This is a genomic window from Actinomadura flavalba DSM 45200 (assembly GCF_000374305.1).
Lineage (GTDB): Bacteria > Actinomycetota > Actinomycetes > Streptosporangiales > Streptosporangiaceae > Spirillospora > Spirillospora flavalba.
This window is the reverse complement of sequence record NZ_KB894093.1, coordinates 1,072,287-1,097,637: the sequence shown is the minus strand read 5'-3', so window position 1 is coordinate 1,097,637 and position 25,351 is coordinate 1,072,287. Positions and strand designations below refer to the sequence as shown.

Genomic DNA, 25,351 nt, shown 5'->3' with positions numbered 1-25,351 from the left:
TGACTCCGCAGGTCAGCGAAGGGAATGCCCGGGAACGTGACAGTTCTTTCCCACCCGTGTCGGAACTCGGGCGTGATCTATTTCCCCGCGTAGTTCGCGGCGATCCGCTGCGCGAGGTAGTCCTCGGCGGTGATCGGCGGGTAGGTGCCGCCGGGGCTCTCGATGAGGACGTCCCGGTTCGCCTGCGCGAAGAACGCGATGCTGTACCGGGAACCGGCCTGCTCGCCCGGTTCGGGGGACTTCACCCGGTGGAAGTTGGACGGGAGCCGGTCGTCGCTCCACCGCATCAGCATGTCGCCGATGTTGCAGGTGACCGCGTCGTCGGACGGGGTGACCGGCGTCCACTCCTGCGCGTCGCGCTCGCGTCCGGGGCAGACCTGGAGGCCGCCCTGTCCGTCGCGCTGGAACAGCAGGGTGAGGCAGTCGAAGTCGGTGTGGGCGCCCGCCCGCCAGTGGCCGGGCGCGGTGACGGGGAAGTAGTGCAGCAGCCGCAGCGTGCTGCGGTACTCGGGCCCGGACGGGTCGTGGGCGCGGGTGAAGAAGGCGTCGTCGAGGCCGAGCCGGGTCGCGAAGCACGACAGGAGCCGCATCGCCAGCTCCCAGCAGGCCGCCTCGAACGCGAGCAGCGTGGCGCGGAACGGGGCGTCGGGCCAGAGTCCGTCCATGAACGGACGGGTGATCTGGAACGACTCCTTCTGGTCGGGCGTGCCGGTCGACGGACGCACCTGCGTCATGCTCTCCCAGCCCGCGTTCCGCCCGGGACGCAGCGCATGCCGGGCCTTCACCTCGTCGGGGAGCGCGAAGAAGCGCTCGGCCTCGGCGAACGCCGCGCGGACGGCGGCCAGGTCGATGCCGTGCCCGACGACCTGGAAGAAGCCGATCTCGGTGGCGGCGTCCCAGAGCTGAGCAGTGATCTCCTCGCGGCGGGCGGCGAAGCCGGTGAGGTCGATGCGGCGGATCTCGCGTGCGGTCTCGGTCCCGGCGCCGCCCATGGCGGCCTCGCGGTCGAGTTCGGTCAGGTGACGGTTCATGGCCGTTCCTACGGTCACGAGCCCGAGGGCACTTGTCTTGGCAAGGCCACGCAACCCCGGACGTTCGGCGCCCGGCGTTACCCACGGTCTCTGTGCCCGTCCATGCTGCCCGATCCGCCGTTTCACGCGGGTTACAGCCTGCTCACCGGCGCGCTCTAGGCTCGGGCGCATGGACGACGACGCCCTCCGGCCGCCGACCCTGCTCGGGTTACCCGCCTACCTCGCCGTCCACGTCGCGCGGATCGCGCACCGGCCGCTGGTCGACGCGCTCGCCGCGCAGGGGCTGCGGCTGCCGCACTTCGCGGTCCTGGCGGCGCTCGGCGACTTCGGGCCGCTCGCCCAGCACGAGATCGCCGAACGCCTCGCGCTCGGCCGCAGCCATCTCGTCGGCTACCTCGACGACCTGGCCGACGGGGGCCACATCGTCCGCGAGCGCGACCCCGCCGACCGCCGCCGCCAGCGCGTCGCGCTGCGCGAGCCGGGCGCCGCGCTGCTCGCGTCGCTCATCGACATCGCCCGCGCCTCCGAGGCCGAACGCCTCAGCGTCCTCAGCGACGACGAGCAGCGGACGCTCGTCGCGCTGCTGCGCCGCGTCGTCGTCGCGGACGACGCCGCCCGCGCGCCCGAGATGTGACCGGGGTCATGTCACACCGGCGCCGGGCCGCCCGTCCTGACCGCGACGGCACACCCACTGGAGGTCGGTCATGCGGGTTCTCATCGCCGGGGCCACCGGCGTCATCGGACGTCCCCTCGTCCCGCTGCTGCGCGCGGCCGGGCACGACGTGGCCGGGCTCGCCCGGTCGGACCGTGCGGCGGACGCGCTGACGGCGGCGGGCGCGCGGCCCGTCCGCGCCGACGCGCTCGACGCCGAGGCGGTGCGGCGGGCGGTCGGGGAGGCCGCGCCGGACGCGGTCGTGCACCTGCTCACCGCGATCCCGGCCGACCCGAACCCGCGCCGGATGCGCGCCGAGTTCGCCCCGACCGACCGGTTGCGCGACGAGGGCACGCGCAACCTCCTCGACGCCGCCGGAGGCGCGCGGTTCGTCGCGCAGAGCATCGCGTTCGCCTACCAGCCCGCGCCCGGCCTCGCCGACGAGGACGCCGGGCTGTGGACGGACGGCACCCCGCGCCAGTTCGCCTCCGCGCTGGACGCCGTCCGGTCGCTGGAACGGCAGGTCACCGGCGCGGGCGGGGTCGCGCTGCGGTTCGGGCACCTGTACGGGGACGGGTCGGCGTGGGCGCCGGACGGCGCGATGACGCGGCGGCTGCGGGACGGGAAGCTGCCGCTCGTCGGGGGCGGCGACGCCGTCTACTCGTTCACGCATGCCGGGGACGCCGCGTCCGCCGTCGTGGCGGCGCTGGACCGGCCCGTGGGCGGCGTCCTCAACGTCGTGGACGACGATCCGGCGCCGCTGCACGAGGTCGCGGGCGTCGTCGCCGGACGCGTCGGCGGCCCGGCGCCCAGGCGGCTGCCCGCCGCGCTCGCGCGGCTCGCCGTCGGCGCCTGGGGCGTCGCGTACCTCAACGAACTGCGCGGAGCGGACAACGCGCGGGCGCGGCTGCGGCTCGACTGGCGGCCCCGCCACACGACCTGGCGCGACCGCCTGGGAGCCTGAGACCGCGATGGACGCCTTCGAGACGCACCGCCCGCTGCTCCTCGGCCTCGCCTACCGGCTGCTCGGCAGCATGTGGGACGCCGAGGACGTCGTCCAGGACGCCTACCTGCGCTGGTCCGGCGTCACCGACGACGTCCGCGAGCCGCGCGCCTACCTCGTCACGATCGTGACGCGGCTCGCCCTCGACCAGCTCCGCTCCGCCCGCGTCACCCGCGAGGCGTATCCGGGGCCGTGGCTGCCCGAGCCGGTGGACGCGGCGGCGTTCGGCCCCGCCGAGACGGCCGAGCTGCGCGACTCGCTCTCCTTCGCGACGCTGCACCTGATGGAACGGCTCACGCCGCCGGAACGCGCGGTGTTCGTGCTGCGCTCGGCGTTCGAGCTGCCGTACGCGGAGATCGCGGAGATCACCGGGCTGTCGGCGGCGAACTGCCGTCAACTCTACGGCCGCGCGTCCCGGCACCTGGGCGGCGAGGGCCGCCGGTTCGCGCCGGACCGCGCGGCGACCGCCCGGCTGCTCGACCGGTTCGTCGAGGCGTCGCAGACCGGCGACCTGTCGTCGCTCGGGGACCTGCTCGCGGAGGACGTCGTCTACTACGGCGACGGCGGCGGCAAGGCCCGCGCGGCGCTGCGCCCGATCTCCGGCCGCGACCGCCTGCTGGCGTTCCTCACCGGCCTGCTCGCCCGGTACTCGTTCGGCACCGCGAGCCTCGTCGAGGTCAACGGCGAGCCCGCCGTCCGCTTCACCGGCCCGGACGGCGGCTCGGTCGTCGCACTGGACGTCCGGGACGGCCGCATCGCCGCCGTCTACGCCGTCCTCAACCCGGACAAACTAGCCCGCGTGCCGTGACTCCCGTTCCCGGTTCTCGTGGTGGGCGAGGAGGCGGGTCAGCAGGGTGGTGAGGGTGGCGCGTTCCGTCGCGTCCAGGGGTCGCAGAAGGTCTTCCTGGACGGCTTGGAGGCGTTCTCGCATCGCGGTCAGGTGGGTTCGGCCGGAGGGGGTGAGGGTGATGATGTTGCGGCGGCGGTCGGCCGGGTCGGGGAGGCGCGCGGTGTGGCCCGCCGCGCTCAGCTCGTTGAGGGCCGCGACGACGTCGCTGGTGTGGACGCCGCTGTGGCGGGCCAGGGTGGCCTGGCTCGCGGGGCCGAACTCGTCCAGGGACGCAAGCAGGCGGTAGTGGTGGCCGCGCGCCGCGATGGCGCCGAGGCCGTCGGTGACGAGCCGGTGCGCGTGCGCGGCGGTCTGGGTGAGCAGCCAGCTCGCGAGCGAGCGCAGGGCCTCGGGCGGGGCGTCGTCGGACATGGGGGGAGCTTACGCCGCCGACGTTGGCGCCACCAACGAATGCCTCGGCATGGGGAACCTTGGAGGTCGGTGACGGCGCCGCGCGGCGTCAGCGCAGGGAGACCGGGAGGTCGAGGTGACGCGCGGCGTCAGCGCGGGGGGACCAGGAGGTCGAGGTCGGCGGAGGTGACGCGGGCGTGGTGGGCGACGGTGTCGCGGGAGAGACCGGCGAGTTCGAGCGCCGCCGTCAGCATCGTCGGGCGTTCGAGCGGACGGGGGTCGCCGGGCTCGGCGCGGCGCCACCCCTGACGTGACATGACGGCCATCGCCGCGCGGTAGATGGCCTCTGGCATGACGCCGAGCGTGCGGGCGCGGTACAGCAGCGCCGCCATGCTGACGCCCCAGCGCTCCTTCAGCGCGGCGAGACGGTCCCAGTCGGCGGTGGCGGGCAGCTCGGCCGCGACCGCGCCGGACGGCAGCAGGAACTCGGCCGCGAACCGGTGCGCCTGATCCTCGACGATCTTCGCGCCGGGTTCGGCGTCCGCGTGCATGACGAGATGGCCCAGCTCGTGCGCGCCGTCGAACCGGTTGCGCCAGTAGTCGCCCTTGGCCGGGTTGAACAGCACCATCGGACGCGGGTGCGCGCCGACGCTGAACGCGTCGACGCGTTCGGTGGACGGCGGCAGCACCAGCACGATCACCCCGCTGGACTCCAGCAGCCGGACCACGTTCGGCACCGGCTCGTCGTCGCCGAGCAGTTCCTTGCGGGCCAGCCGCGCCGCCTCGATCGGGCCGGGGCCCGCGATCTCCTCCGGGGAGACCGGGTGCTCGGGGACCGCGACGGGCGGGAACTCCACGACGTCGTCCAAGACGCGGGCGATGTCGGCGGCGAGACGGCCGTAGGCGAGGGCCTGGTCGCGTTCGACCTGCGTCGTCGAGCGCAGCGACCGGAAATGCGCGGAGTCGAGCGCGGCGGGGGCGGCGGCCGGGCGGAAGAACTCCGGCGGGACGCCGAGCGCGACGGCGAGACGCGGCAGCGTCGTCCCCGGCGGGACCTGCACGCCGGCCTCGTAGCGTCCGATCGCGGCCGGGGTGGTGCCGACGGCCTGCGCGAGCTGGTTCTTGCGCAGGCCGCGCAGCCGCCGCGCCAGCGTCAGCCGTTCACCGTCGAACGGCGACCGGGCGGCGGTGGTCGCGGAAAGGGGACCGTCGTTCACTTACGTCGTTTCGGTGCTCGTCTCTCGCCTGCGGCGCATCGGGACGTCGGCGGAACCGTCGGACCAGAGCGGCAGGGTGGCCTCGTCGAGCTTACGGCGTGGATCGGCGCCGAGCGCGCGGTCGTCGAGCCGCCGCACCCAGTGCCAGGCGTCGCCGCCGTCGGCGTTCCAGCGGGGCCGCCCGAGGTAGAGCTCCATGTCGAGGGGTTCGTCGGTGGCGCTGTGCGCCAGGACGAGCGTGACGATCCCGGGCGTGTCGGCTGTGGACACGCCGGGTGGCAGCCCGAGCGGCAGGGCGAGCTGCGCGTCGTCGGCGTACGCCTGCCGCGCCACGGCCTGCTTGGTGGGACTGTCGCGATCCCACCGCAGCCGCCGCACCTGCCCGAACGTGTGGCGCTTGAGCAGCATCCGGTACCGTCCCACCCGCCACCCGGGCGACTGGTTGAGGTCGTCGCGCACCGCGCCCGCGACGGCGGGCCCCTCCCCGCCGAGCCCGAGCACGGCGTCGAGCCTGCTGGCCAGCACGTCGAACGCCCCGACCCCGAACGACCGCTCGGTGAACCCCTCGGCCCGGTCCATCCCCTCGAACACCCGCAGCGTCGCCTCCCGATGCGCATCCCGCACCGCATGCAGAAACCCGGCCCCGCGCAGACTCCGCCACGCCTCCACCCACTCCTCCGCCATACCTCGCGACCCTAACCGCCGCCTCCGACACTCCGGCCCCGCCTCACCGCCGCCGCGACCGCACGACCAGCACCCCGACCACCGCGCCCACGACCACGAGCAGCAGGAGAAAGGGAAGCAACGACCAGAAGACCTCAGAAACGGGCGTCATGCAGGCTCCAGGAAAAGTCGCGGATCAATGCCCACCGCCGCGCAGAGAAACCGCGCCACTGGGCCGTCCGTCGATACGGATGTAGAAGTCATAGCTCGTGGCCTTGAAATACCGTGCCGTACCGTTAAGTCCGATGTTCATGTAACCGGGAGGGTCGTTCGCCGCGACACCGTTGTTCCAGCTCCCGCACCAGGTGATCTCCGCGGAGGACAGCGTGGTGTCGCGTTTGGCGCAACTGGCCCACGTCGCCCAGATCCGCCGCCCGTTGTACTTGAACGCCCCGCTGACCGTCGCCTTCGCCACCTTGCACTTCCAGCCCGACCCGCCGCCCATGACCGGCCTCCCGGACGAGAAGCACGCCGAAGCGCGGACGTCACGGATCTTCCATGCCGCCGCGCCGACCGCCCGCTCGGCCTGCGGACCTTCGAGTCGGCGGGGTTCGCCGAGCGTCATCTCGACACCGAAGACGCAACCCTTTCCCAACCGCACCCCCTCGCCACGCTCGACCGCCGCGCACTCCCGCGCCCCGAGCCGTGTCAGCCCGGAGATCCCGGTACGGCGGTCATCCGCGTCCGCCACCGGCCCCGGGAGCCCGAGAACACCGAGCCCGGCCATGACCGCGACGATTCGACCGCTGCGCTTAACGTCGTCCATGAGAGTCCTGAATGTCGGGGGAGTGTCATTGTTCGAGCACCGAGCATTGTGCGGCGCTGCCGGGGTCCTCAAAGGAATACAGCGAATATCCGTCCGAGGCAACAGGCTCTTCGAGTCGTGGGGTTCCCTTTACCAGTGCGCGGTCATGGGCATGAAAAGATGCCGCACTTTTCCCGGATATCCGAAATCGACGTGGCGTGGCCGAGGTCAACGGCCGGAGCGCGGCCGGTCTTACAGCGGAATCCACTCGGTGTCGGTGGTGAACTCCGTGAGGCGGTCGGGGAGGGGTTCTACGCCCAGGCCCGGGCCGGTGGGGACGGGGAGGTGGCCGTCTTCTAGGACGAACGGGGCGGTGAGGTCGGTGGCGAAGTAGCGGCGGGAGGCCGAGGTGTCGCCGGGGAGGGTGAAGCCCGGTAGGGCCGCCAGGGCGATGTTGGCGGCGCGGCCGATGCCCGTCTCCAGCATGCCGCCGCACCAGACGGGCAGGCCGTGCGCGCGGCACAGGTCGTGGATGCGGCGGGCCTCCAGGTAGCCGCCGACGCGGCCGGGCTTGATGTTGACGACCGAGCAGGAGCCGAGCGCGATCGCGGCGGCGGCGTTCGGGGCCGACTCGATGGACTCGTCCAGGCAGAGCGGGGTGCGCAGGCGGCGGGCCAGCTCGGCGTGCTGGACGAGGTCGTCGTCGGCGAGGGGCTGTTCGATGAGGAGCAGCCCGAACTCGTCGAGCCGGGCGAGCAGCGGCGCGTCGGCGAGGGAGAAGGCGGCGTTCGCGTCGACCTGGAGCGCGACGTCGCCGCCGAAGCGCTCGCGGACGGCCCGCACCGGCTCGACCTCCCAGCCGGGTTCGATCTTGAGCTTGATGCGGACGTAGCCCTCGTCCAGGTAGCCGCCGACGGCGTCGAGCAGTTCGGGAATGGAGTCCATGATGCCGACGGAGACGCCGCACGGCACCCGGTCGGCGGACGCGCCGAGGAACGCGGCGAGCGACACTCCGGCGGCGCGCAGCCGCACGTCGAGGACGGCCGTCTCCAGCGCGGCCTTGGCCATCCGGTGCCCCTTGAACGGCAGCATGGCGCGTTCGGCGGCGTACACGTCGCCGCCGGGCGGCAGTGCGGGCACCAGGAACCGGCGCAGCACGTCGGCGGCGCCCTCCACGTACTCCGGCGAGTAGCGCGGATCGGCCATCGCGACGCATTCGCCCCAGCCCTCGCCGGAGCCGGTGACGACGCGGACGAGCAGCACGTCCCGCGACGTCTCGGTGCCGAACGACGTGCGGAACGGCGCGACCAGCGGCAGCGCGACGCGCCGCAGCTCGACCCCTTCGATCTTCACGAGCGCCCCCCGGCCTTCGGTTCCACGACGTAGCAGGACCGCCGGTGGAACCCGGTGATCCGCGCCCCGTCCTGCACGAGCCCGCCCAGCACCTCGCGGACGGCGCGCCGCCACGCCCGCGCGGCCTCGGGGTCGGTGCGGCGCAGCGCCTCGACGTCGGCGGGGACGGCGACGAGCAGCGTGGACTCCCCGACAAGCCCGCGATCGGGCCGCCCGTCGCGCTCGCCCAGCGCGGTGACGGCGCCGGGCGGCACCGGCGCGGCGGGCGGCTCGCCGTTGACGGCGTCGATGACGGACGGCTCGCGCAGCGGCCAGACGGCGAGCAGCCGGTCGGTCTCGTCGCCCCCGTTCACCTCGTCGCGGACGACGCCGTAGAACGACGGCAGGTACTCCTCGGCGCGCGCGGCGAGCTTGCCGAGGTTGAAGTGGGCGTTGCGGCGGACGAGCGGGTCGAACGTCCAGGTGATGCGGCTGAGCCCGCGTTCCAGCGCCCATGTGCGCTGGTGCAGTTTGAGCGCGAAGCCGACGCCGGGCTCGGTGGCGGCGGTGATGTGGGAGTGCAGCGACACGCCGGGCGGTTCGCCGAAGAACGCGACGGACGCGCCGACGAGCCGCCCGCCCCGGTAGGCCCCGGCGACGTAGTTCCCGGCGTGGGCGAGCGCGGCGAGCAGTTCGACCTGCACCGGCGCGGCCTCGGGCGCGGGCCGCCAGACGGCGTCGAACAGCCCGTGGACGTCGGCGAACTCCGCCAGACTCCGCAGCACCCGCACCTCGATCCCGCTCACCTCCCCAGTGTCACCCGGCGCCCGGCGCGCGCCGACCACCGGCGCCTGCTTTGCGGTGCTACGACCGGCAATTCGTCTTCGCCGCCGCTCTGCCGGGCGGCGGGACGATGCCCTAGCGTGGGCCGGGTGACTGTCGCGCCTGCTCCCGAGTCCGGTTCCGTCGATGTGCCGCGCGGGGCGCCTTGTCCGTTCTGCGGGGAACGCGTGGAGGTCGCGCGGGGTGAAGGGGAACTGACCGTTCTGCTGCCGTGTGGGTGCGCCGTCTGACTTCGGGGTGCCGGTGGTAGTTTGCGAGGCCCGTTCTGGACGGTCCCCCGGGAGGCGGTCGTGGAGCACAGCCTCGCCGGACGGCTCGACGCCGACCAGGCGCGCGAGATCGTCGCGGTGCTGCGGCGGCACGCGGCCGACGTCGCGGACGAAGCCGTCCGGGAGATCGAGAGGGAGTTCCCCGAGTACTCCCGCCCGCACGACCCCGTCTACGCGCGGACGCTCCGGCAGATGGTCGCCTGGCCCAACGCCCGGTTCCTCGACCTGCTGGTCGATCCGGGCACGCCCATGGACGACATGCTCGCGTTCTTCCGCGAGGTCGGCGCGGCCGAGGCGCTGAACGGCAGCGCCCCCGAGTCGTGGCAGCGCCCGTTCCGGGTGGGGACGGGGGTGTCCGTCCGCCGGTTCTCCGAGCTGGCCACCGACCTGCCCGGCGTCTCGCCGACGCTCGTCGGCGCGGTGGTGCAGCAGGTCTTCGCGTTCCAGAACCAGATCATGGAGGCGCTCGCCGCCGGATACGCGTCCGCGCGCGCCCGCACCGAGCGCGAGCGGCCCGCGCAGCGCCGTGCGCTGGCCGACCTGCTGCTGTCCGACGCGCCCGCGCCGGACGACCTGGAACGTGCCGCGCTCGCCGCCGACTGGCCGCTGCCCCGCACGCTCGCGGCCGTCGCCGTCCGGCCCCGGGCGACGGGCGGCGACGCGCGGCCGGGCGTCCCCGGAGACGTCCTCGCCGCGCTGCACGTGCCCGAACCGTGCCTGCTCGTCCCCGACCCGGACGGGCCGGGGCGCCGCGCCGCGCTCGACGCGGGCCTGCGCGACTGGATCGCCGCCGTCGGCCCGACGGTCGCGCCGCGCGAGGCGGCGCGGTCGCTGACGTGGGCGCGGCGCGCGCTCGGCCTGATGCTGGCGGGCGCGGCGCCGGACGAGGCGCCGGTGCGGGCGCTCGACCAGGTCCCGCTGCTGATCGTCACCCGGGACGGCGATCTGCTCGGTGACCTGGCCGCCGACCGGCTCGCCCCGCTGGACGACGCGCGTCCCGCGCAGAAGCACCGGCTGGCCGAGACGCTGCTGGCCTACCTGGAGTGCGGGTTCAACGCGGCGGCGGTGGCGCGGCGGCTGAGCGTCCACCCGCAGACGGTCCGGTACCGGCTGGGACGGCTGGACGGACTGTTCGGGACGGCGATGCACGATCCGGACCGGCAGCTCGAACTCCAGCTCGCGCTGCGGCACTGGCTGCGGGAGAACCCGGGCGAGGACTGAGCTTTCATCACATCCGGGTGCCCGGTTCCGCAGAAATGTGCGTACTTGCACGTACGCCGGGCGGCGGCGAACGGCGAAAGTCGGGACTTCCTTACCGAGGACCACCCACCCCGGAGTCGCCATGAGAGTGCGCACCCTCCTCACCGCCGCCGTGATCGCCGCAGCGTCCATGCTGCCGGCGGCGCAACCCGCGTCCGCCGCCCCGCCGCCGGGCTGCACGCTCAAGGACGCCGAGATCTACGCCCCCGCCCCGAAGGTCGTCACCGGCGAGAACGGTGACCTGGTGGGCTGTACCGAGGTGCGGCTGACGACCGCGCCGATCGACGTCGCGTACAAGGCGTGGAAGATCCGGTACGTCTCCACCGACGTGAAGGGCCGCAAGATCCTGGTCTCGGGCTTCGTGGCCGTGCCGGACGCGCCGTGGACGAAGGGCGGCTCCCGTCCCGTCGTCGCGAACAGCGCGTTCACCCACGGATCGGGATCGCAGTGCTCGATCTCCAAGCAGCTCAGCGGGAACTTCAACGACGGCTACGACGGCCCGATCATCGCCGGGTTCCTCAAGCAGGGCTGGGCGGTCGCGGCCAGCGACGGCGTCGGCTACCTCGACGGCGAGACGCACAGCTACGTCAACGGCCCGAACGCCGCGCACTCGGTGCTCGACTCGGTGCGCGCGGCGTACCGGCTTCCCGGAAAGCCGGTCGCGCCGGGCGGCAAGGTCGGTCTGACGGGGTACTCCGAGGGCGGCGCCGGGTCGCTGTGGGCCGCGCAGGAGGCGAAGTCGTACGCGCCGGAGCTGAACGTGGTCGGCGTCGCGTCCGGCGGCGTGCCGGGCGACCTCAAGGTCACCGCCGAGATGATGAGCGGCGGGTTCTTCGCCGGGTTCATGGCGATCGCGGTGATCGGGCTGCACGTGTCCTACCCCGAGATGCCGTTCGCCGAGCTGCTCAACGACTTCGGCAAGAAGGCCGTGAAGGACGTCGTGTCGCACTGCATGTTCGGCACGCTGGCGATCTTCGCGGGCAAGAAGATCGAGGACTTCACCACCAAGAAGCTGACCCTTCCGCAGATCTACGCGCTGAAGGGTCCGGACGGCACGACGTGGGGCGAGATCCTCGACCGGCACAAGCTGGGCGTCGGCATCGGCCGGGCCGGTTCGGGCGCCCGGTACGAGATCGGCTTCCCGGTCTTCCAGTACCGGGGCTGGTTCGAGGAGGCCATCCCGCACGAGACCACCGACGAGACGCGCGCCCTGTACTGCAAGGCGGGCATCCCGACGTCGTGGAAGAACGGCTACCCGACCGAGCACGCCACGACGTACTTCGGCGCGGCGGGCGACGTCCTGAAGTTCCTCGACGACCGCTTCACCGGCAGGCCGTTCACCGGCAACTGCTGACCGGACCCGTCCCGCCACGCCCCACACGTGGCGGGACGACCCGTTTCACAGCAGGGCGAGCAGCTTCGGGTGCAACTGGGCCGGAGCGGCGAGGACGCCCGTTTCGCCCGCACGCCAGGGCGCGCCCGCGAGGCCGGTGACCCTCACCCCGGCCTCGCGGGCGATCAGCACGCCGGGCAGCAGGTTGGCGTCGTCGCGGCCGTGCTGCCAGAAGCCGTCGAGGCGGCCCGCGGCGACGTCGGCGAGCTGCCACGACGTCGCGCCGAGGTTCCGGACGGCCGCCACGTGCGGCAGCACGGCCGTCAGCGACCGGCCCGCCTCGGCGGGCCGGGCCGCGTCGAACGGGGGCTGGCTCGTCGCGACGAGCGCGGCGCGCGGGTCGTCGCGGCCGGACGGCGCGCACGGCGCCCCGTTCAGCCGGGCGCCGCCGCCGCGCTCGGCGGTGAACGTCTCGCCGGACGCGGGCGCGTGCAGGACGGCCGCGACGGGCTCCCCGTCCCGGACGAGCGCGACGCTCACGCACCACTGCGGAAGCCCTTGCAGGTACTGGACGGCGCCGTCGACCGCGTCGACCACCCAGACCTCGCCGGTGCCGGGGACGGCGTCGAACTCGTCCGCCCACGCGGCGCCGGGCCGGTGCGGAAGGTGCTCGCGGAGCAGTGCGGTTGCCGGGGCGTCCACGGCCTCGAACGCGGCGCGCAGCGCGGCGAAGTCGCGGCCCCGGACGGGGAGGGGACGGTCGCGCAGGGAGGAACCGGTCGTCTCCGCTGCGAGGGCCATGGACTGCAAGAGAGCGCTCATGCGGACCACTCTCGCCTCGCCGTGCCTGAAACAGGCGCTCACCGCCGCGAACATGGGCGAAACTGGTCGTCATGGACGGTGATACGAGCGAAGACGTCCTCGATCTGCGGGATCGTCGGCTGGTCGCGGCGCTCCAGTGCGACGGGCGGCTCCGCGCCGAGCGCGCCGCCGAGGTGCTGGGGCTCCCGGTCCGCGTCGTGCACCGGCGCTGGGCGGCGCTGCTCGGCTCGGGCGCCGTGCGGATCGTCCCCAGCCCGCTGACGCGGGCCCGCGCGGGGCTGCTGCTGCGCGTCAAGGTGCTGCGCGGGCGCACCGAGGCTGTCGCCGCCGCGCTCGCGGAACGCGACGACGTCCCGTTCGTGGACGTCTCGGCGGGCGGCGACGAGATCGCCGCCGTGCTCCTGGCCGACCCCGGCGTCCCGCACCGCCTCGTCTTCCGGCAGCTCCCGGCGACGGGCGCCGTCACCGACGTCGAGACGCAGACGATCCTGCACGTCTTCGCGACCGCCGAGGACTGGCGCCTCGACGTCCTCACCCCGGACGAACGCGCCGCCCTCACCTACCCCAAGCACGACGTCCAAGGCGAACCGGACGACCTCGACCGCGCCCTCCTCGCCGCGCTCGCCGCCGACGCCCGGCTTCCCGCCGTCGCCGTCGCCGCGCGCACCGGCCATCCGGAGTCGACCGTCCGCCGCCGCCTGGCGGCGCTCCGCGCGAACGGCCTGTTCCGCACCCACCTGCACGTGGACGCGCGCCGCCTCGGCCTGCCCATCGACGCGAACGTCCGCCTCCAGGTGCCGCCGGGCGCGCTGGACGGCGTCGGCCGCGCCCTGGCCGCCCACCCGTCCGTGCACGGCGCCCTCGCCACCACCGGCGCGACGAACCTGCACCTGGCCGTCTGGCTGCCCGACCTGCCCGACCTGTACCGCTTCCTCACCGAGGACATCGGCCGGCACGGCGTCCCGGCCGCCGACGTCCTGCTGGTCGGCCGTGCCGTGAAGCGTCCGGGGAGCGCCTAGGCTGCGGGACGTGGAGGTGCTGGAGCACGAGGTCTGGCGCGCGCGGGAGCGGGCGCACGCGGCGCGCGTCGAGGCGTGGACGGGGCCGTACCTGCGGCGGCGGGAGCGGGGCGAGAAGCACCCCGTCGAGGACTTCCTGTTCACCTACTACAGCCACGGCCCGTCGAAGCTGCGGCGCTGGCAGCCGGGCGCCGGGGTCGTGCTCGAAGGCGCGCGGGCCGCCGACCTCGGCCCGGCGTACCGGGACGTCCCGGACGGCGCGGCGCTCGACACGGACGCCGTGCTGGCCCGGCGCGGCGGCTCGGTCGCCTGGATCGGGCGGCTGCTGACCGCGACGGCGGCGCGCACGCCGCATTTCGGCTGCTTCGGGCTGCACGAGTGGGCGATGGTCTACCGCAGCGACGACATCCGCCACGAGGCGTGGCCGCTGCGCCTGCCCGGCGCCGACATCGCCGCGCTGCTCGACGAGCGCGGCGTGCGGTGCAGCCACTTCGACGCGTTCCGCTTCTTCACCCCGGCCGCCCGCCCCCTCAACGCGCTCCAGCCGACCCGCGAGACGCAGCCGGAACTGGAGCAGCCCGGCTGCCTGCACGCCACCATGGACCTGTACAAGTGGGCGTACAAGCTGTCCCCGCTGGTCTCCTCCGACGTCGTCGCCGACTGCTTCGCGCTCGCCCGCGACGTCCGCGCCGTCGACATGCGCGCCAGCCCCTACGACCTGGCCGCGCTCGGCTACCCGCCGATCCGGATCGAGACGCCGCAGGGCCGCGCCGAGTACGCGGCCCTCCAGCGCGGCTTCGCCGGCCGCGCGGTCCCGCTCCGCCGCGTCCTCGCGGACGCGTGCGCCTAGTCCACCAGCGCGCCGCAGGAGATGTTCACCTGTGTGGACGTGAGCGTGCGGGCGTCGTCGGACGCCACGAACGCCGCGACGCGGCCGACGTCCTCCAGCGTGGCGGTGCGCTTGAGCAGCGTCCCCTCGGCCATCCGCCGCCCGATCTCGTCCGTGGCCGAGTCCGCGATGCCGCCGGTCCGCAGCGTCAGCACGCGGACGCCGCGCGGGCCCAGCTCGCACGCCCACTGGCGGCGCATCGCCTCCACCAGCTCGTAGCCGACCTGGACGTTGCCGAGCCCCGGCATCGCGTTCGTGGTGTCGCCGCCGCCGAAGTGCAGGATGACGCCCGAACCGCGCTCCACCATGTGCCGGGCGGCGGCCCGGTTCGTGATCATGTACGTGCGGGCCACCCGCTCCAGCGACCGCGCGAACGCGTCCGTGGGCATGTCGAGCAGCGGCGTGAACAGCGCCTCGTGCGAGATCATGTTCACGGACACGTCGATGCCGTCGGCGCGCCCGGCGACCGAGTCGACCCAGCCGTTGACGGCGGCCTCGTCCAGCGCGTCCACGACGGCCGTCTCGGCGAGCCCGCCCACCGCGCGGACGTCGGCGGCGACGGCCTCCAGCGGCTCCGGCGTGCGTCCGGCGAGGAACACGCGGGCGCCCTCGGCCGCGAACGCCCGCGCCATCGCGCCGCCGATCGTCCCGCCGCCGCCGTAGATCACGGCGGTCTTCTTCTCCAGCAACATCGTTTCCTCCCGGGTCGTGGTGTCCACGACGCTACGGAGCGGGCTCCGGCCGCCGCATCGGTCGGACGACCGGCGTCCCGGCGCGCGCATCGGTCACAGGTCGAGGCGCGCCAGCTCGGCCCGCCGCGTCACGCCCACCTTCGGGAACGCCTTGTACAGGTGGTGGCCCACCGTGCGGGGGCTGAGGAACAGCCGCGCGCCGATCTCCCGGTTGCTGTACCCGGCGGCGGCCAGCCGCACCACCTGGAGCTCCTGCGGCGTGAGCCGGTCGGCGGTGCCGGGCGCCGTCCGCCGGTCACCGAGCGCGGCGAGTTCGGTGTCGGCCCGCGCCGCCCACGCGGACGCGCCGAGCCGGGCGAACGCCTCGCCCGCCCGCCGCAACTCCGCGCGCGCATCGGCGCGGCGCCGGCGGCGGCGCAGCCACTCGCCGTAGAGCAGCCGGGCGCGGGCGGCGTCGAACGCGCGGTCGTCGTCCAGCGCGGCGCGGTGGTGCTCCTCGGCGTCGTCGCCCGCGAGCAGGGCGCGGCAGCGGGCCAGCAGCGCGGCGGCGCCGCCGGTGTGCGCGGCCCACCGCTCGAAGGCCGGGAGGTACCGGGACGCCTCGTCCGGCCGCCCCGCGCGGACCGCCGCCTCCACGTGGTCCGGGACGGCGCGCAGCAGCACGTCGTGCCCGGCGGGCCCGCCGCACACCGCGTCCAGCCGGTCCAGCGCGGCGGCCGCGTCGCCGCGCGCCAGGTCGAGCAGCCCGAGGCCCCACGCCGCGACGGCCGCGTTCGTCGGATGCAGCCCCGCCGCCGCGACGGCCGCCTCCGCCGGGGCGGGATCGCCCGCCAGCGCGGCGGGCCACGCCGCGATCCCGCGCAGCGCGACGACCTGCGTCGGCATCCCGAGATCGTCCGCCAGCGCCAGCGCCTCGTCGAGCACCGCCTCGGCGCCCGGCAGGTCGCCGCGCAGCAGCAGCGCCAGCGCCAGCGGCTCCAGCGCGTACGGCAGCCAGCCCAGCGCGCCGTCCGCGCGGGCGTCGGCGACGAGCCCGCCGAGCACCGACGCCGCCGCCGCGTCGTCCGCGACGAGAAGCGCCAGGAACCCGGCGATGACGCGCTCCACGACGTCGCCGGTGCGGTCGGCGGCGTCCACCAGCGTCCGCATGGCCGGGACGGCGGCGGCCGTGTCGCCGTCGAGCAGCAGCCCGTACCCGGTCAGGCCCGCGACGGCGGCGGTGCCCGGCGGCAGCAGCGCCACCGCGCGGCGGACCAGGTCGTGCGCGCCCGCGTCGCGCGCCGACCAGATCGCCTCGGTGAGCATCGCGACCGCGCGGTCCGGGTCGTGCGGGAGCGCGAGCCCGGCCGCCTCCAGCGCGAGCGCCGCGTCCGCCGCCGGAGACGTCCGCTCGTAGGCGATCTGGGCGCGCAGGAACACGGTCTCGGCGGTGATCAGCGGGTCGGCGGTGTACGTCGCCGCCTCCGCCGCGAGCCGCAGCGCCCAGCCGGGACGGCCCGCGTCGTAGGCGGCGCGGGCCGCGCCCGCCGTGCGCCGCGCCCGGCCCTCGGGGTCGGTCGACAGCCGCGCCGCCCGCTCGCGCGCCGCCGCGACCGCCGCCGCCCCGCCGCGCCGCAGCGCGCGCCCGGCGGCCTGCTCCAGCTCGGCGGCGACCCGCTCGTCCGGGCCGGTGGCGGCCGCCGCGCGGTGCCAGGCGCGCCGGTCGGCGTGCTCGGGGCCGGGCAGCGCGGCGGCGAGTGCGTCGTGCGCGGCGATGCGCAGGTGGTGCGGCGCCTCCTGGTAGACGACGGCGCGGATCAGCGGATGCCGGAACCGCGCCTCGTCCGGCGCGATGAGCCGCGCCTTCGCGGCGGCGCCGAGGTCGGCGGCGCCCGCGCCGAGGGACGCGGCGGCGCGCAGCACGACGCCCAGATCGCCGGTGCCGTCGGCGGCCAGCACGAGCAGGACGAGCCGGGTGGCGTCGGGCAGCGCGTCGAGCTGCGCGCGGAACGCGTCCTGGACACGGGCGGTGACGCGCGGCGGCCCGGCCAGGACGGGCCGTCCGGGCAGGTCGCGGGCGGCGACGCCCAGCTCGACGAGTGCGAGCGGGTTGCCGTCGGCGTCGCCGAGCAGCCGGTCCCGGACGGGCGCGGTCAGCCCCGGGACGCGCCGGTCGAGCAGCGCCGCCGCGTCGTCGCGGGCCAGCCCACCGAGCCGGACGGCGGGCAGCCCGGGCGCGGGCGTCGGCCGGGCCGTGTCGCGGATCGCGACGATCATCGCGATCGGGTCGGCGTGCAGGCGCCGCGCGGCGAAGAACAGCGCGTCCGCCGACGCCTGGTCGAGCCACTGCGCGTCGTCCACCAGGACCAGCAGCGGGCGTTCCCCGGCGAGTTCGGACAGCAGCGTGAGCGTCGCGGCGCCCACCAGGAAACGGTCGTGCGGGGCCTCGTCGGCGAGCCCGAACGCGGCGCGCAGCGCGGCGGCCTGCCGGGCGGGCAGCGCGCCGAAGCGGTCCGCGAACGGGTGCAGCAGCAGGTGCAGCCCGCTGAACGGCAGCTCGGCCTCGGACTCGATGCCGGTCACGCGCAGCGTCCGGAGCGCTCCGGCGCCTTCGGCGGCCCGGTCGAGCAGGGCCGTCTTCCCGATCCCGGCGTCACCGCGCACCACGAGCACGCCGCTGCGGCCCTCGGCGGCCGCGGCCACCAGGCGGCCGACGCGCTCCACCTCGGCGTCCCGCCCGATCAGCATGCGGCACAACCTAGCCGGGGGAGCCGCCCGTGGCTACGAGGCGCGGAAGGCCACGTCGGCGGCGCGGACGCGGAGCCGTTCCAGCGTGCCGATCTGGGCCCGGGCGCGCTCGGCCAGCGCGTCGACGCGGGCGGCGTCGACGCGGTCGTCGACGTCGGCGAGGCGGCGCAGCGACTCCCACCCCCGGGCCTTGCCCTCGACGCCGAGCCGCAGCAGTTCCAGCTCGATCAGCCCGGTCAGCGGCGGACGCCCCAGCAGCCGCCCGTTGAGCTTCAGCCGCCCGGCCTTCTCGGCGATCCAGCCCGCCGCGACCTTGTACCGGCGCACCGGCACGTCCAGGTCGGCCATGATCGACAGCAGGGCCTCGCGGTCCGCGTGGATCTCGCGGGCGAGCCGGTGCAGGTCTTCGCGTGTCGCCGGGTCGGGCTGCGACGACGCGGCGCGCCGGGCCAGCTCACCGCCCGCCGTGGCGCCCATCAGGTGATCGTTCAGGTAGATGCCGACCGCGCCGGTGTCGAAGCCGAGCCGGCGCGCGAGTGTTCCCCTCATCTCCCGCCCCTGCCCGTTCGCGGGGTACTGAACCGGTACGTGCTCTACGTGCCCGGTGCGGCGAGATGCCGGGCGCGGTCGTGTTCGGTGTCGAAGGTCAGGACGGTGACGGTCGGCGGCGCGACCGCGATCAGCACGGGGGAGCCGCCGGCCTCGGCCAGGTAGAGCGTCGTGCCCTCCGCCGTCCCGCACAGCCGGGCGCCCGGGTACGCGGCGGTGAGGTCGTGGTCGCCGGTGAACGTCTCGATGCGCATGTCGCCCTCCCGGGCGCCATTCAGCCAGGCGGTGGTGTCCCCGGGATGACGCGGCGGTGACGTCGTCCGCACGTCCCGCCGACCATCGCCCGCGAAGCAGGAGGAAGATAACCTCTGCCCCCGGAACCGCACTCATCCCCTGGGAACCACATGAAGCTCCGCGTCACCGCCGTCGCCGCGCTCGCGGTCCTCACCGCCGCCGGGTGTTCGGAGGACGCCGCGCAGCCCCGCCCGTCGGGCTCCCCGACGGCGGCGCCCGCCGCCGCGCACCCCCTGGCGGGCACCTGGCGCGGCCCCACCAACCAGGACGGCAGCAAGCCGACCATCCGCGTGCAACCGGACGGTCGGCTCACCCTGGACTCGGGCGGCCACTCCTGCACCGGCGCCGTCAAGGGCGCGGGCCGGGCGTTCTCGCTCCAGGTCACCGACTGCGTCGTGCCCGTCCCGCCGATCGAGGCGACGCTGGCCGCGAACGGCCGCACCATGATGGCGGGCGGGCAGGGCGGTAAGAAGGAGCGCTGGAGCCGGGCGGGCTAGTCCTTGCCGAGCGTCAGCAGCGACTGGCTCTGCACGGCGTCCAGCGACAGCGTCCGGTAGCCGACCTCCTCGAACAGGACGGTGATCCGGTCCTCCTCGACCCGCATCACGGTCCCCGGCCCCCACGACGCGTGCAGCACCTCGGCGTGCACCGGGAACGGGCCGTCGTCCGCCGCCGTGGGCTCGGGCGCCGCCGTGCCGTCCGCGCAGGTGTCGCAGGCGCCGCACGGCCCGGCGAACGGCTCGCCGAAGTACTCCAGCAGGTAGCGGCGGCGGCAGCCGGTCGTCTCGGCGTAGCCGCGCATCATGTCGATGCGCGAGTCGTCCACGCGGCGGCGGCTCTCGTCCAGCCGGACCGCCTGCGCCACCGCCTCCTCCGGGTCGGGGCCGTCGCCCGCGTAACGCAGCTCGCCCTTGGGGCCCAGCTCGACGGCGTCGGCCTGCTGGAGCAGGTTGACCAGGCCCGTCAGCCGCGACGGTCCCACGCCCACCGCCTCCCGCACCTCGCGCGGGTTCTCGGCGCCGTCGTGGATCAGGTCGGCGACGCGGCGCAGCATCTCGGCGTCCGGGCGGCCCGCCGTGAAGAACCGGCGGAGCCCGAGATCTTCGGACCGGTAGAACAGGACGGCCTCGGCGGGCTCGCCGTCGCGCCCGGCGCGGCCGATCTCCTGGTAGTACGCGTCGGGCGACTCCGGCGGCGCGCTGTGCAGGACGAACCGGACGTCCGGCTGGTCGATCCCCATGCCGAACGCCGACGTGGCCACCACGACGTCCAGCTCGCCCGCCGAGAACAGCCCGTGCACCCGCTCCCGCTCGGCGGCCTTCATGCCCGCGTGGTACGACTCGGCGCGCTTGCCCGCCGCCGCGATCTCGGCGGCGTACTCCTCGGCGTCGCGACGCGTCGCGACGTAGACGAGCCCCAGGCCCTTCCGCCCGGCGGCGTCGGCGACGAGCGCCTTGCGCTTGTCCCGGTCGTCGGCGAAGCGCCGCACGTTCAGGGTGATGTTCGGCCGGTCGAAGCCCCGGATGACCTGTTCGACGTCGCGCAGCCCGAGCGCCGCGACGATGTCCTCCCGCACCGGCGGCGCCGCCGTCGCCGTCAGCGCGATCACCGGCGGGTGCCCGAGCCGCTCGATGACGTGCCCGAGCCGCAGGTAGTCCGGCCGGAAGTCGTGCCCCCACGACGACACGCAGTGCGCCTCGTCCACCGCGATCAGCGACGGCTTGGCCGCCTTCAGGCGCTCCACCACCTCGGGCTTGGCGAGCTGCTCGGGCGACAGGAACACGTACTCGGCCTCGCCCGCCTGCACCTGGTCGAGCGCGTCCTCGCTCGACCCGGCCGACTGCGCCGAGTTCACCATCGTCGCGCCGCCCGCCTTGCGCTCGGCCAGCGAGAGCACCTGGTCGCGCTGGAGCGCGATCAGCGGCGACACCACGATCGTCGGGCCCGGCAGCAACTGCGCGGGGATCTGGTAGACGGCCGACTTGCCGCTCCCGGTCGGCATCACGACGAGCACGTCCCGCCCCCGCAGCAGGTGCTCCATCGCCTCGCCCTGGCCTGGACGCAGCTCCCGCCAGTCGAACACGTCCCGCGCGACGCGCCGGACCCTCCGCCGCTGCCCCGCCCGGTCCCACCGCTCGCGCATCTTCACGCCGCCACCTCCGTCAAGTGGCCGCTAGCTACCCCCCACCCCGGCGATTAGTCCGCCGATCCGCAGGGGAAGATCTTGCGTCATGCGCATCGATCTCTCCGGCCGGACGGCCCTCGTCACCGGCTCCACTCAGGGCATCGGCGCGGCCATCGCGGCCGGTCTCGCCGCGGCGGGCGCCCGCGTCGCCGTCAACGGCCGCGACCCCGGCAAGACCGGCGCCGCCGCCGACCGCCTCCGCGCCGACGTGCCCGGCGCGGACATCGTCCCCATCGCCGCCGACCTCGCCACGGACCAGGGCACGTCCGCCCTGCTGGACGCCCTGCCCGACGTGGACGTCCTCATCAACAACCTGGGCATCTTCGGCACCAAGCCCGCCCTGGACATCACCGACGACGACTGGCGCCGCTACTTCGAGGTCAACGTCCTGACGGCCGTCCGCCTCACTCGCGCCTATCTGCCGGGCATGACGTCGCGGGGCTGGGGCCGCGTCCAGTACATCGCCAGCGACTCCGCCATCGCCACGCCCGCCGAGATGATCCACTACGGCACCACGAAGACGGCGCTGCTCGGCGTCTCGCGGGGCTTCGCCAAGGCCGCCTCCGGCACCGGCGTCACGGTCAACTCGGTCATCGCCGGACCGACGCACACCGGCGGCGTCGAGGACTTCGTCTACGAACTCGTCGACAAGGACCTCCCCTGGGAGGAGGCCCAGCGCGCCTTCATGCGCGAGCACCGCCCCACCTCGCTCCTGGAACGCCTCATCGAGCCGGAGGAGATCGCCAACATGGTCGTCTACCTCAGCTCGCCCCTGGCCTCGGCCACGACGGGCGGCGCGTTGCGGGTGGACGGCGGCTACACCGACGCGATCCTGCCCTAGGGGAGGTCGTCGCGCAGCCGTTCGTAGGGGATGTCCGGAAGGTGGTGCGCCCAGAGGCTCGGGGGGACGTTGTAGGGGAGGCGCTGGGACGCCTGCCGGATGAGGGCGTCCGGGGAGAGCGCCCAGACACGGGCCGTACCGTCGTGGGACGCCGTGCCGAGGTGGGTGCCCGCCGGGTGGAAGGTGACGCACCGGACCCAGCCGTCGTGGGGCAGGCGCGCGGTCTCGGCGCCGGTCGTCAGGCTCCAGACGTGTGCGGTGCCCGGTTCGCCGCCGAAGGCCAGGTGAGTGCCGTCCGGGCTGAACGCCACCGAGAAGACGGTGCCGTCGCAGGGGATCTGGACCCTGGAGCCTCCGGCGAGGTCATGGACGCACACGTTGCTGCCCCAACCCGCCGTGGCCAGGAGGGAGCCGTCCGGGCTGAACGCGATTGAGTAGACCCCACCCGGATGCTGTAGGCGGGCGATGACGGCGTGGTTCCGGAGGTTCAGCACGCGCACCGTGCCATCGAGGCCGCCGGTGGCCTTTACGGTCCCGTCCGGACTGACGGCGATTGCGGGCAGTGGCGGAAGACGAAGGGGTGAGCCGTCACCGTCCTGCATGACGTCCGCGACCAGTTGCCCCTCCGGACCGAACGCGATCGAGGCGATGCCCTCCGGGTACGTGTGGCGGACGGTCTCGGCCCACGCGGACAGGTTCCACAGGCGCGCGACGCGGTCCGTGCCGGCGGTGGCCAGGTGGGTGCCGGTGGGTGCGAACGCCAGCGCTCGCGGCCAGCTCCGCAGGGAACGCCGCAGGGTTCTGGTGCCGTCGGCCAGGTTCCACACGTGGGCGCTCTGATCGTCGTCCGCGCTCGCCAGCCGGGTGCCGTCCGGGCTGAACGCGACCGCCACGACCGTGCTGCCGTGGGCGAGATACCGGGCTTCGCCGGTCTCGGGGTTCCAGACGCGGGCCGCCTGGTTCAGGCCGCCCCAGGCGACGCGCGTGCCGTCCGGGCTGAACGCGACGGCCTTGACCGAGTCGCCCGCGAAGAACCGGCGGAGTTCCGCGCCGGTCTCCACGTCCCACAGCCGGATGTGCTGGTCGGTGCATCCGGTGACCAGCCTCGCGCCGTCCGGGGCGAACGCTACCGCGTCGACCATGCCCTCGTGCGCGAGGTGGGCGATCTCCGTGCCGGTGCCGAGGTCGAGGAGGTGGACGTCGGCGCCGCCGGTGGCCAGGCGCGTCCCGTCGAGACTGAACGCGACCGCCCGGACACCCCGGCGGCGGTGGGCGATCCGGGCGACGACCGCGCCCGTGGACAGGTCCCAGACGTGGACCGTCCTGCGGTCGCCCGCCGTGGCCAGACGCGTGCCGTCCGGGCTGAACGCCACCGCGAGGACCTGCGCGCCGTGCTCGACCTGGTGGAACCAGTCGCCGGTGCGCAGATCCCAGACGCGCACGCTCCCGTCGTCGCCACCGGCGGCCAGCATCGTGAGGTCGGCACTGAACGCCGCCCCGTGAACCCGGTCGCCGTACGGGAACGGCGTCTCCGAGGGCTTCGCGAACGCGAGGGCGCGACGCAACGCCAGATCGCCCTCGAACGTCGGGGCGTGCCGGAGCGAGACGATGCCGAGCGCCAGCGCGGTCGGCTGGTCCGGAGCCGTGCCGGTGAGCAGGTCTTCGGCACGGCGCGCGATGCCGCGCGCCCGAGCCTCCCTAGCGGCGCGTTCCCGCTCGTCCCGCTCGACGTCGGCGCGCGCGGTGCTGGCGGCGATGAACTCCTCGACGCCGGTCAGGTCGTCGGGATGGGCGGCGGCCATGGCGCGGGCCCGGTCGAGGACGGGGCCGCGCAGCAGCAGTTCGTCGTGGCGTCCGTGCTGTTCCCACACGTCGCGGGCGGCCACGACGGACGCGCGCCAGGCGCGCAGCTCGACGTCCTCGGCGAGCCAGCCGTGCAGCCGCCTCCACCCGCGCAGCAGGGCCTCGTGGGAGATCTCGACCAGCGCCGGGCCGCCGTCCGGGACGCGCACCGACAGCAGCCGCGCCTCGCGCAGCCGCTCCACGGCCGGCCAGTCGCCGGGCCGCAGGTCGGTGCGCCGCACCTGGCGGGCGACGTCCGTCCGGTCGGGCTGGACGAGCGCGGTGAAGACGCGCCGCGCGGCGTCCTGCTCGGCGGGGCGCAGCGCGGCGTACTGCTCCTCGGCGTGGCCCGCGAGGGCCTCGGTGACGCCGCCGAGATCCTGGTAGGCGGCGAGGGTGAGGGTCCGGCCGCGTTGCCGCTCCCACAGCCGCGTCAGCGTGAACTCCAGCAGCGGCAGCGCGCCGGGACGGCCCCGGAAGTCGTCCTGGACGAGCCGGACGAGCCCGTCCTCGAACACGACGCCGCCCGCGACGCGCGCGGGCTCCTCGATCGCGCGGGCCAGCTCGCCGGGGTCCATCTCGTGCAGCGCGTGGAAGTGCTCGCGGACGTAGCCGCCGAGGGCGCGGTTCGCTTCGAGCAGGTCCCACAGGAAGTCGTCGCGGACGCTCAGCGCGACGCGCACGGCTCCGGGTTCGTCGGTGGCGAGCCGGGTGAGCAGGTCGAGGAACGCGGCCCGCCGTTCCGGATCGCGGCATTCGGTGTAGATCTGCTCGAACTGGTCGACGGTGAGCAGCAGCCGGGACGTGCCGGTGCCCGCGCATACCTCCTCGGCCGCCTCCGCGAGGCCCCCGGCGTCGAGTCTTTCGAGCCACCGCTGCACCTCGCCGGGCGGATGCGGTGCCCACGACCCCGACGCGGCGGCCAGCGCCACCGCGAGCCGGTACATCGGGTCGGCTCCGGGCCGCAACGACCCCACGGCCCACGAACCGCCGTCCCGCAGCGCGGGCACCAGCCCCGCCGCCACCACGGACGACTTCCCGGCTCCGGACCGTCCCGCGACGACGATCAGCGGTTCGTCTCGCACCGCCTCGACCAGCTCGCGGACGAAGGTCTCCCGCCCGAAGAACAGGTGCGCGTCCTCTTCGCCGAACGCGGCCAGGCCCCGGTAGGGGTTGGGCGGCGGCCGGTACAGCACCTCCGGCCACGCCTCCACGAGCGTGTCGGCGCCGATGACGAGCACGTCCACGGCGTCGTCGTCGCCCGGAACGGCCTGGACGATCCCGACGATCTGCCCGGTCGCCTGCTCCCACACCGGCCCGCCGCTGTACCCGGACTGGACGCGCAGCACGCCCGCGAGGTCCTGGTCGAGCTGGAAGCGGACGCGGTCGTTGCGGTCGAGCAGCCGTCCCACGATCTGGCCGGGCCGCTGCGGGTCGTCGCTCCGGTTCGGCCCCCAGGCGCCGACGCGCCGCTCCCCGGCGCCGTCGGAACTGAGCGTCGCCGCCGCCGCCCCGTGCGGCACGTCCTCGGTGAGCCGCAGCCCGGCGACGTCGCGCATCTCGAACGCGGCGCCCGCACGCGGCATCCACGCCGCCACCCGCGCGCGCCGCACCACCTGCTCGTCGTCGCGTCCGGCGAACGGAAACCGCACCTGCACCCAGCCGTCCCCGGGCAGGCTCGCCGCACGCGCGGGCCGTCCGAGCGCCGCGTTGACGACATGCGCGCACGTCACCAACTCCCGCTCACCCGCAACGAACGCCAAACCCACGGCCCGGTCGTCCGTCCCGAGGATCTGCGCGCGGAAGCGGTCGGGACTGGTCCGGGTGTTCAGGGGCCGTCCTC

At 74.9% G+C, this 25,351-nt stretch carries 23 protein-coding genes; 9 read left to right on the top strand and 14 right to left on the bottom strand.

The window, feature by feature from the left end; genetic code table 11:
• Nucleotides 1-77: 77 nt before the first annotated feature.
• Nucleotides 78-1,031 carry an isopenicillin N synthase family dioxygenase gene (locus C229_RS0104935; protein WP_018653970.1) on the bottom strand — a complete coding sequence of 318 codons (954 nt, stop codon included), beginning with the start codon at nt 1,029-1,031 and terminating at the stop codon, nt 78-80.
• A 169-nt stretch (nt 1,032-1,200) separates the two neighbouring features.
• Here C229_RS0104935 and C229_RS0104930 point away from each other — a divergent pair, with 169 nt between their 5' ends.
• From C229_RS0104930 to sigJ, 3 genes are all read left to right on the top strand, one after another.
• Entirely contained in the window at nt 1,201-1,665 is a 465-nt protein-coding gene (locus C229_RS0104930) for a MarR family winged helix-turn-helix transcriptional regulator (protein ID WP_018653969.1), read from the top strand.
• 70 nt (nt 1,666-1,735) lie between these two features.
• Complete coding sequence (locus tag C229_RS0104925) at nt 1,736-2,647, top strand: NAD-dependent epimerase/dehydratase family protein (RefSeq protein ID WP_018653968.1); 912 nt, start codon at nt 1,736-1,738, stop codon at nt 2,645-2,647.
• Nucleotides 2,648-2,654: 7 nt separating this feature from the next.
• Nucleotides 2,655-3,494, top strand: a complete 840-nt coding sequence (gene sigJ / locus C229_RS0104920) for an RNA polymerase sigma factor SigJ (protein ID WP_018653967.1) — start codon at nt 2,655-2,657, stop codon at nt 3,492-3,494.
• On the opposite strand, the gene C229_RS0104915 is transcribed toward sigJ, so the two are convergent.
• The 6 genes from C229_RS0104915 to C229_RS0104885 all read right to left on the bottom strand — a co-directional run bounded on the left by C229_RS0104915 (nt 3,477) and on the right by C229_RS0104885 (nt 8,749).
• A complete protein-coding gene (locus tag C229_RS0104915) occupies nt 3,477-3,947 on the bottom strand; it encodes a MarR family winged helix-turn-helix transcriptional regulator (RefSeq protein ID WP_018653966.1) in 471 nt (156 codons plus the stop codon). The genes sigJ and C229_RS0104915 overlap by 18 nt on opposite strands.
• Before the next feature lie 128 nt (nt 3,948-4,075).
• Complete coding sequence (locus C229_RS0104910) at nt 4,076-5,143, bottom strand: helix-turn-helix domain-containing protein (RefSeq protein WP_018653965.1); 1,068 nt, start codon at nt 5,141-5,143, stop codon at nt 4,076-4,078.
• Nucleotides 5,144-5,767 carry a hypothetical protein gene (locus tag C229_RS0104905; RefSeq protein ID WP_240487078.1) on the bottom strand — a complete coding sequence of 208 codons (624 nt, stop codon included), beginning with the start codon at nt 5,765-5,767 and terminating at the stop codon, nt 5,144-5,146. It abuts the gene before it with no gap.
• Between the two features lie 235 nt (nt 5,768-6,002).
• A complete protein-coding gene (locus C229_RS0104895; RefSeq protein ID WP_018653962.1) occupies nt 6,003-6,632 on the bottom strand; it encodes a hypothetical protein in 630 nt (209 codons plus the stop codon).
• A 231-nt stretch (nt 6,633-6,863) separates the two neighbouring features.
• Nucleotides 6,864-7,964, bottom strand: coding sequence for an o-succinylbenzoate synthase (gene menC / locus C229_RS0104890; RefSeq protein WP_018653961.1), 1,101 nt, complete (start codon nt 7,962-7,964; stop codon nt 6,864-6,866).
• Nucleotides 7,961-8,749: a hypothetical protein gene (locus tag C229_RS0104885; RefSeq protein WP_018653960.1), complete on the bottom strand. Its 789-nt coding sequence runs from the start codon at nt 8,747-8,749 to the stop codon at nt 7,961-7,963. Before C229_RS0104885 ends, menC begins: the two co-directional genes overlap by 4 nt.
• A 327-nt stretch (nt 8,750-9,076) precedes the next feature.
• Here C229_RS0104885 and C229_RS29435 point away from each other — a divergent pair, with 327 nt between their 5' ends.
• A complete protein-coding gene (locus C229_RS29435; RefSeq protein WP_018653959.1) occupies nt 9,077-10,276 on the top strand; it encodes a PucR family transcriptional regulator in 1,200 nt (399 codons plus the stop codon).
• Between the two features lie 121 nt (nt 10,277-10,397).
• Nucleotides 10,398-11,669, top strand: a complete 1,272-nt coding sequence (locus C229_RS0104875) for a lipase family protein (protein WP_026313446.1) — start codon at nt 10,398-10,400, stop codon at nt 11,667-11,669.
• A gap of 45 nt (nt 11,670-11,714) precedes the next feature.
• Here the strand turns inward: C229_RS0104875 and C229_RS0104870 are convergent, their stop codons facing one another.
• On the bottom strand, nt 11,715-12,470 hold the full coding sequence (locus C229_RS0104870) for an inositol monophosphatase family protein (RefSeq protein WP_205624417.1): 756 nt from the start codon (nt 12,468-12,470) through the stop codon (nt 11,715-11,717).
• Between the two features lie 71 nt (nt 12,471-12,541).
• Here C229_RS0104870 and C229_RS0104865 point away from each other — a divergent pair, with 71 nt between their 5' ends.
• Together C229_RS0104865 and C229_RS0104860 are read left to right on the top strand one after the other, a co-directional pair.
• Nucleotides 12,542-13,489 (top strand): Lrp/AsnC family transcriptional regulator, encoded by a 948-nt coding sequence (locus C229_RS0104865; RefSeq protein ID WP_018653956.1) that lies wholly within the window; start codon nt 12,542-12,544, stop codon nt 13,487-13,489.
• Nucleotides 13,490-13,499: 10 nt separating this feature from the next.
• Nucleotides 13,500-14,339, top strand: a complete 840-nt coding sequence (locus tag C229_RS0104860) for a hypothetical protein (protein WP_018653955.1) — start codon at nt 13,500-13,502, stop codon at nt 14,337-14,339.
• Here the strand turns inward: C229_RS0104860 and C229_RS0104855 are convergent.
• The 4 genes from C229_RS0104855 to C229_RS0104840 all read right to left on the bottom strand — a co-directional run bounded on the left by C229_RS0104855 (nt 14,336) and on the right by C229_RS0104840 (nt 18,600).
• Nucleotides 14,336-15,097 carry an SDR family NAD(P)-dependent oxidoreductase gene (locus C229_RS0104855; RefSeq protein WP_018653954.1) on the bottom strand — a complete coding sequence of 254 codons (762 nt, stop codon included), beginning with the start codon at nt 15,095-15,097 and terminating at the stop codon, nt 14,336-14,338. The genes C229_RS0104860 and C229_RS0104855 overlap by 4 nt on opposite strands.
• 66 nt (nt 15,098-15,163) lie before the next feature.
• Nucleotides 15,164-17,797 (bottom strand): AAA family ATPase, encoded by a 2,634-nt coding sequence (locus C229_RS0104850; protein WP_018653953.1) that lies wholly within the window; start codon nt 17,795-17,797, stop codon nt 15,164-15,166.
• A gap of 33 nt (nt 17,798-17,830) precedes the next feature.
• A complete protein-coding gene (locus tag C229_RS0104845) occupies nt 17,831-18,346 on the bottom strand; it encodes a hypothetical protein (protein WP_018653952.1) in 516 nt (171 codons plus the stop codon).
• 44 nt (nt 18,347-18,390) lie between these two features.
• Entirely contained in the window at nt 18,391-18,600 is a 210-nt protein-coding gene (locus C229_RS0104840) for a hypothetical protein (RefSeq protein ID WP_018653951.1), read from the bottom strand.
• 150 nt (nt 18,601-18,750) lie between these two features.
• On the opposite strand from C229_RS0104840, the gene C229_RS0104835 reads away from it, so the two are divergent.
• Nucleotides 18,751-19,137: a hypothetical protein gene (locus C229_RS0104835; RefSeq protein ID WP_018653950.1), complete on the top strand. Its 387-nt coding sequence runs from the start codon at nt 18,751-18,753 to the stop codon at nt 19,135-19,137.
• Here C229_RS0104835 and C229_RS0104830 read toward each other — a convergent pair.
• Nucleotides 19,134-20,783 (bottom strand): RecQ family ATP-dependent DNA helicase, encoded by a 1,650-nt coding sequence (locus C229_RS0104830; RefSeq protein WP_026313443.1) that lies wholly within the window; start codon nt 20,781-20,783, stop codon nt 19,134-19,136. The genes C229_RS0104835 and C229_RS0104830 overlap by 4 nt on opposite strands.
• 88 nt (nt 20,784-20,871) lie before the next feature.
• Between C229_RS0104830 and C229_RS0104825 the strand changes: the two genes are divergently transcribed.
• Nucleotides 20,872-21,666 carry an SDR family NAD(P)-dependent oxidoreductase gene (locus tag C229_RS0104825; RefSeq protein ID WP_018653948.1) on the top strand — a complete coding sequence of 265 codons (795 nt, stop codon included), beginning with the start codon at nt 20,872-20,874 and terminating at the stop codon, nt 21,664-21,666.
• Here the strand turns inward: C229_RS0104825 and C229_RS0104820 are convergent.
• The gene (locus tag C229_RS0104820; RefSeq protein ID WP_081639724.1) at nt 21,663-25,277 is read right to left on the bottom strand and encodes an nSTAND1 domain-containing NTPase; all 3,615 of its coding nucleotides are present in this window, start codon (nt 25,275-25,277) and stop codon (nt 21,663-21,665) included. The two genes, C229_RS0104825 and C229_RS0104820, sit on opposite strands and share 4 nt — an antisense overlap.
• Nucleotides 25,278-25,351 lie beyond the last annotated feature (74 nt).